Annotated in this window: 4 protein-coding genes; 3 read left to right on the forward strand and 1 reads right to left on the reverse strand. The window is 45.4% G+C overall.

Features of this window, described 5'->3' with window-relative positions; all coding sequences use genetic code 11:
* Positions 1 to 500 precede the first annotated feature (500 nt).
* From ABKW31_RS22520 to ABKW31_RS22530, 3 genes are read left to right on the forward strand one after another with little or no spacing between them, the layout of a single operon-like run.
* Positions 501 to 2,249, forward strand: coding sequence for a CHASE2 domain-containing protein (locus ABKW31_RS22520; RefSeq protein ID WP_348618963.1), 1,749 nt, complete (start codon positions 501 to 503; stop codon positions 2,247 to 2,249).
* The gene (locus tag ABKW31_RS22525) at positions 2,242 to 3,006 is read left to right on the forward strand and encodes a hypothetical protein (protein WP_348618964.1); all 765 of its coding nucleotides are present in this window, start codon (positions 2,242 to 2,244) and stop codon (positions 3,004 to 3,006) included. The genes ABKW31_RS22520 and ABKW31_RS22525 overlap by 8 nt, the downstream gene beginning before the upstream one ends.
* Positions 3,003 to 3,905 carry a M48 family metallopeptidase gene (locus ABKW31_RS22530; protein ID WP_348618965.1) on the forward strand — a complete coding sequence of 301 codons (903 nt, stop codon included), beginning with the start codon at positions 3,003 to 3,005 and terminating at the stop codon, positions 3,903 to 3,905. The genes ABKW31_RS22525 and ABKW31_RS22530 overlap by 4 nt, the downstream gene beginning before the upstream one ends.
* A 468-nt stretch (positions 3,906 to 4,373) precedes the next feature.
* On the opposite strand, the gene ABKW31_RS22535 is transcribed toward ABKW31_RS22530, so the two are convergent.
* A complete protein-coding gene (locus ABKW31_RS22535) occupies positions 4,374 to 5,867 on the reverse strand; it encodes a DUF3336 domain-containing protein (RefSeq protein ID WP_348618966.1) in 1,494 nt (497 codons plus the stop codon).
* Positions 5,868 to 6,345 lie beyond the last annotated feature (478 nt).

Here is a 6,345-nt window from a genome sequence, read left to right on the forward strand (position 1 = left end):
TGATTTGGCTTTGACGTGATTGCGGCATGACAGACCATCCGTGGTTGTTTTAACCTTTAAAGCGTAGTTCAAAACTGACTTTTTACCAGTTTAATTATAATGACTGTCTCGATTACAGACTTTCTTAATTCGTGATGGCCAGCGTGTTTCTGTGTTAGCAGTATACCTTTGTGTAAACCATGCCAGCGCCTAACCACGTCTTCCATTGACCAGCTTTCAGCCAGCGCTTTGTCCACATACACCACCACATGCGTGTACTAATCATGACTGTCTTAAATACAGTCTCTAATGATGACTGTCTCAATTGCAGATATTTTACTCTCGACCATTATCTTGTCCTAAGAGTCAGTTTAGTGACCCAGAACTCAACAAAATTAGACTCTGTTAAATATATTAGGATACAGGTTTATTTTTCATATACGGATAACGAACTGTACGCTCACCAAGTCTTGTTACTGTAGAATGCTCGGACCTCATTGCATATCAAGGATTATAAACCCGTGATCTTACTTCGCTGGGTCGTAGAAAGGCCGCTTGCCTGGTTATTTGAACAACTAGGCAATAGATTCTATGTGGGTCTCGCCCTGGTGTTGTCGGTTGTTTTTTCGATCACCATTTTGTCCGGCTCCATGAAGGGCATGCAGAATCAGACCTACGACCTGATCATGAAAAACCGTTTTCAAGTGCCAAAACCAAGTCCTGCGGTGGTGTTGATTGATATAGATGAAGCCAGCCTTGCCAAAATGGCGCCAGAATATGGCCGCTGGCCTTGGCCACGAAGTGTCATGGCGGAATTTGTCGAGCTTTTAGTGCCCGCTGAACCGCAGGCAATTGTCTTCGACATCACCTTTGTTGATCCTGATTTGAATCACCCAGAGGCCGATGCTTATTTTCGTGAAGTTGTTGCCGCAACGCCCAATACGTTTTTTACCATGATAAGGCTGAACCCGAATAATGACAGTCTGAGTGAGCTGAAATTATCGAGCCTTGCAGGGGTGCATCCCGCAATAGATTCCCCATCAAGTGCAGCAACAGTCGCGATGATCTTGCCTTACTTCTACCGAGACCTAAGTGATAATCAACTTGGTACTAATAACCTGTATTCCGGTTCTGACGGTATTGCGCGCCAGTATAATCTCTATCGTGATTTGGCGGGATGGCGCATCGGTTCACTACCTGCCAATGTTGTCGCTGCATCGGGTCGATCCTTGCCAGAAGCTTCAGATGTGCTGCTGAATTGGCGCGGTGGCCCTGGAGCATATTCGACCTTTTCTTTTGCGCCTTTATTCGCCGAACTGATTGGAGGGGAGTCAAAAACAGTCGCAGCACAATTCCAGGGTAAGATTGTCATCGTTGGTTCCACCGCCCCTTCACTGTTTGATCTTAAGCCGACGCCTATGTCTCAAAACCATCCTGGCCTCGAAATTCTTGCTACGGCTATCGACAATCTATATACAGGTGATTCCCTGGTACTTTTGCCACCGTGGATTTATCTTCTAATTACAATATCGCTACTTGCCCTACTGGCTATGGCTTTTGTATCAAACGTTGATTATCGCCTACTGAATCCCGTCTTCACTATGGTTCAGATCAGTTTCCTCGGCATCTCTTATTTGTTTCTTAATTACACCCACGTGTTTGTTGATCTGTCAGCACCTTTTGCTGCGGGGTTGCTCTATTTTTTCATTGCTCGGACTTATAGTATGGGGCTTAACCTGAGGCGTAACGGCCATCCATTCTTTTCAATGGCATTGCAAGCAGGCAGCCATAGTCAGGTTCTGTTAGTTCGTTGTCAAATGGCGGGGTCGGAAAAGGCTATGAGTCGCACACAGACATTCATGTTAAGAAGGGTCGGTTTAACCAACCTAGGTGTAGGTGCCCCTCGCATGTTTAACCAAGCACCATTATTATCGACGCTATACAGTGATACCTTGGTGCTCTATTGGGTCGTGCCGCTAGCACAGACGAGGGAGGCACTGACCGACTTGGACGAAATGCTTCACACCAGTATCACTATGCTGAATAAACGTCACGCTAAGTGCCGGTTTTTACTCGACGCGTTTGATCTCAAAGTTGAAAGTAACGATACTTGGCGACTGCAGGGCAAATCGGTACTTGCTAGGGCGCTCATGGTCGCACACGACAAACTAGAAGTGATTGAAATGACGCCTGAATTTGTAAAGGTGTGTCAGTCCAATTCTGATATCCACTTCACAGCGCTAGAAATAAAGGAAAAGGCTAATGTTTAACAAGTATGCAAGATATTGGCTGGTTGGCATACTGGTGCTCGCCACCATGCCAGGGTGTGATAGCTCAAGTCCTCAAGAGCAAGTAAGTCCGCCTGAGCCTGAGCACACTACTGAGGTGAAGGCGCCAATAGACGAACGGGCACCAGCGCCAGATTCACCGCCAATAGTGGTACCGAGTCCGCCAGCACCAGAAAACCAACCCTTAAAAGCCAAGACAGAGTCAAAGATTGAAACGAAGGTCACAACAAAAGTTGAAACAAGGGCTGCAGTTCCTGAGGCGGAGCAACAGATAGCGACATTACAGCCTGCAGGTAGTAAGGGAATGACCTCAAGAGAAACAGAACTTAAAACAGTGCCGAAGATTGACGGAGAAACGATACGTAAATTGCCAACCTCTACTCAGCTACTTATTTTTGAACGGCTAGGCGGTTGGTATCGGGTCAGTGCGACAAACAATCAGGGCTGGATCAGAATGCTACATGTCACTCTTATGGCAGATTCAGTCAAGGCGTCAGCGGGTGCTGAACTTGCAAGCGTTGCTGCCATAGCGACAGGTCGAGAGGGTATGGGCAACGTAGCCGCAACGACGGGTATTCGGGGTTTAAACGAAGAGGATTTGGCGACGGCTTCGCCTAATATGGCCCGTTTGCAAGAGCTAGATAACTTTGCGGTGTCAAAGGTCGAAGCCGAAAAATTCGCCCTTCACAACGGTTTGATAACACGGACAATCCCTTACCTTAAGGATCCAGTGAAATGATGACTCGTGAATTATGTTTTCGCTGCGATTTGATTTTTTCTCTGACATCTTTAAAGCCGTGGTTAACAGCTCCGTTGCTTGGTTTGCTAATCAGTGTTTCTGCGATTGGCGCCGATAGAAGTGTTCCGGCGGGGCTCGAAGCACTCAAAAAGCTGGACGGACGGCTGGGTAAGATCGCCAGCAAAAATCTGGCAGTATTGAAGTTGCCTACACAAGACGAAGAAGTGGAAGCAGGACGCCAGATTGCTGCGAGCCTGTTGGCAGCAGTCCCATTACTGGAAGATCCGGGTTTACAGCACTATGTCAACCAGATTGGCCGCTGGGTTGCCTCTCACGGAGAGCGTCCTGATTTACCCTGGCACTTTGGTGTGATTGATTCACCGGCTTTAAATGCATTTGCAATACCCGGCGGATATATACTGATTACCCGAGGACTTTACGATAGCCTGTCGGATCCTTCAGAGCTGGCTGGTGTGCTCGCCCACGAAATTGCACATGTCGTTGGGCGCCACCACCTCAAAGCGTCGCTGAGTACAAAACTCATTAATGAGGGGGCTAACAAGATGAGTGAATTGCTGGCACACGGTCAAGAGGATGTAACGCAGCGGCTTTTAGGTACGGGGGCTAGCCTTATATCCAGAAAACTGGATCAGAGTGTCGAGTTTGAAGCCGACCAGATGGGTGTGGTGCTCGCTACCCGCGCAGGCTTCGACCCCTTCGGGCTACCTTCTGTGCTGACCAAGCTTGAAGCTTTACCGAACACCGATAACCGAGTATCACTGCTGTTTCGGACTCATCCTCTGCCAGCAACCAGGTTGCAACAGTTAGACTCTCTGATGGGGGACAAGTTGGCCACTTACCTTCAATCCGGGAGCCCTGAGCCGCTTTACCGCCGGTAGGTCAAATGTCGTAACTGCCATGCGACAATGTGCCAATAATTTATTCGGAATGGCATTAGAGGACTCAATGATCAAATCGGTAACGGTAAAAATTTAAATTTTACACATTAAAAATAGCTCAACCCTCGTTATTTCATTTCATCCAAAAGCTGAGATTAGACAAACTAGATACCTCGCCAGGCAGTCACGAGACTACTGGCGAGATAGTTGGTAAAGAATTAAAGTATATTTTGCGACCAGCTTAGCCACACCTGTCAGTTTAAGGCAGTTAAGCGACTCATGTTATTTTTTATCCGCCACATGCTAGACGCTATTCAAATAGCCCATTTTTTTCATGATCCAGCACCAATACAGTCTGTTGCTCGATGATTAGCGATGAGATAGCGCTTTTTTCTTCCAACTGCCAAGAAGTGCTTGGCCTTGTCATTGATTAAAAAACAATAAAATATGCCATAGTAATAAACAACATTACTCGCTCGACTTAGTGGCAGCTTTGCGCCGTTTTTTATAAAAATGCTTAATATTATGTTCAGCGTGCTTATCGAGTATCACATCTAATTTCTGACCGATCTTAGAGCATATTCTAATCTGCTCCAACCTAGGCCAGGTTGAACGTTCACCTTCTAAAACCAATTCCTTAATTTCAGTGCTTGTTAATTGCCCTAGCAGCTTTTGTGGGCTGACATAACCAAAACTCGGAATGATATTCACATCCCCTTTGTAATCTTGTGCCATTACGGAGTAGAACATGCTCATTGCCCTACCCATACTGGGGATTTTACCCAAATAACGTCGACTAAATTTCTCACCGCTTTTTAATAATTCCTGTGAGGATAATCGTATGATGTTTTGAGCCCCTTTAGGAAGAGGATTATATTGTTCACCCTTCATAAGCGCCAATGACAAAGGGTTGGCCTGACTGACAATATAATGGTTAACCCCATACAGTCTGGCTAATCTCTTCGCCGGTAAATCATCAGTCACTGCGCCGTCTACCCAAAGACGATTGGGTAAATAGGGTTGTGCCTCCCCATAAACATTTTTAGCCATTAGCATCACGGGCGCATAAACACCAGGAACCGCACAGGACGCAGTCACCGCTGTGCGGATAAACACATTGGGCGAGGTAATTGCATTCATAAGTCGAGAAGACTGATGCTCCTCACGAGGCGCAATCGTGACGCTGATCATCCGGCCTGTCTTCTCATAGGCTTCCTGAAAAGTCATATCAGGAATGACAGCTTTTAAAATCATCTGCAATGATGCTGGATTCATCTGGCGACGAAACAAGTGATTGGATCTCTTGTCTATCTCAGTCTGCAATGGATCAAAAGATTGACCATTTAGCAAAATGGCAGGCAATTCTTCGTCCGTGTGAGTGCCCAGTACTGCAGCAGATATTGATCCTGCACTTGAGCCAGAAATGACGGTAGGAAGCAATTTATGTTGGTATAAGGTTTTAACCACCCCTTGATGGAAATGTCCCAAAGAGCCTGCACCACTCAACATTAAGGCAGAGCGACCAAAACAATGACTGGCTCGCTCAAAAAAATCTAACTTATCTTCTGAGGTGAGTGCGCTGGACTCCGGTATTGTGGATATATGCTCAAGAGCATCGACTATCTCGTCAACGTACTCTTCGATAAGTATTTTAGTACCATATTTGGCATTTTGATACAGAACTGGATTACCCATCCCCCCCTGATTACCATGAATCCCCTCGTTAAGGGCGAAAAGCAATCCAACGTCATCCTCCTTTCGCCTTAGCTCCTTAAGAGCTTCTATTCTGGAGCGAATATTGGTGTAATCGTAGCTTTTTGAGGCTTCTTTGTGCTTCCAGGCTTCGAGACCAGACACTGAATCGTGCTCCAAGGCTAACGTTTTCCAATCTGCAAAATTTTCAGCGCGACTCATTCTCCGTTCCAAACGGGCAAGAAGAAGGCTATTAGACAAAGACAACATAGGAAAATATTCCTGTAAAAACGATAGCTATATAGCCCTTAAGTGTAATCAAAATCGTATGTGATACCAAGCGAAGGAAGCAGACAACAGCATATAGCCAACATAAGTAAATAGTATAAGGCAAACCTAATTGGGTTAAACCTGCTTTGCTCTTACCTCAAGTTCTATGGGTCTAATGGGATATTAGGCTCTAGTGTAGAGCTTCCATCCTCCTGTATTTGAACCCTATTTTACTAACCTAAGTGGTGAAAGACTAACGCCATGAAACGTGGCTATTTTATTTTAAACAGCTCTTGCGCTTAAAAAGAATAAAAATGAAAATAATGAATGCTTTTTGTATTAACACTTCTGCTTAAAGTAATAGGTTTATTCTAAAAACAGACCCAGTTAACAATTCGTTGTGAGGCTGTAACGAATTTTGTGTAACTGCTTATCATAAATTACTCTATTGAGAATTAAGGATAGGCAGATGCAAATG

Origin of the sequence: Paraglaciecola sp. 25GB23A (genome assembly GCF_040012495.1) — a bacterium.
Lineage (GTDB): Bacteria > Pseudomonadota > Gammaproteobacteria > Enterobacterales > Alteromonadaceae > Paraglaciecola.

Excerpts from the sequence above, each read along its gene's own strand:
- ABKW31_RS22525 (WP_348618964.1), top strand. The coding sequence starts at position 2,242 with ATGTTTAACAAGTATGCAAGATATTGGCTGGTTGGCATACTGGTGCTC.
- ABKW31_RS22530 (WP_348618965.1), top strand. The coding sequence starts at position 3,003 with ATGATGACTCGTGAATTATGTTTTCGCTGCGATTTGATTTTTTCTCTG.
- ABKW31_RS22535 (WP_348618966.1), bottom strand. The coding sequence starts at position 5,867 with ATGTTGTCTTTGTCTAATAGCCTTCTTCTTGCCCGTTTGGAACGGAGA.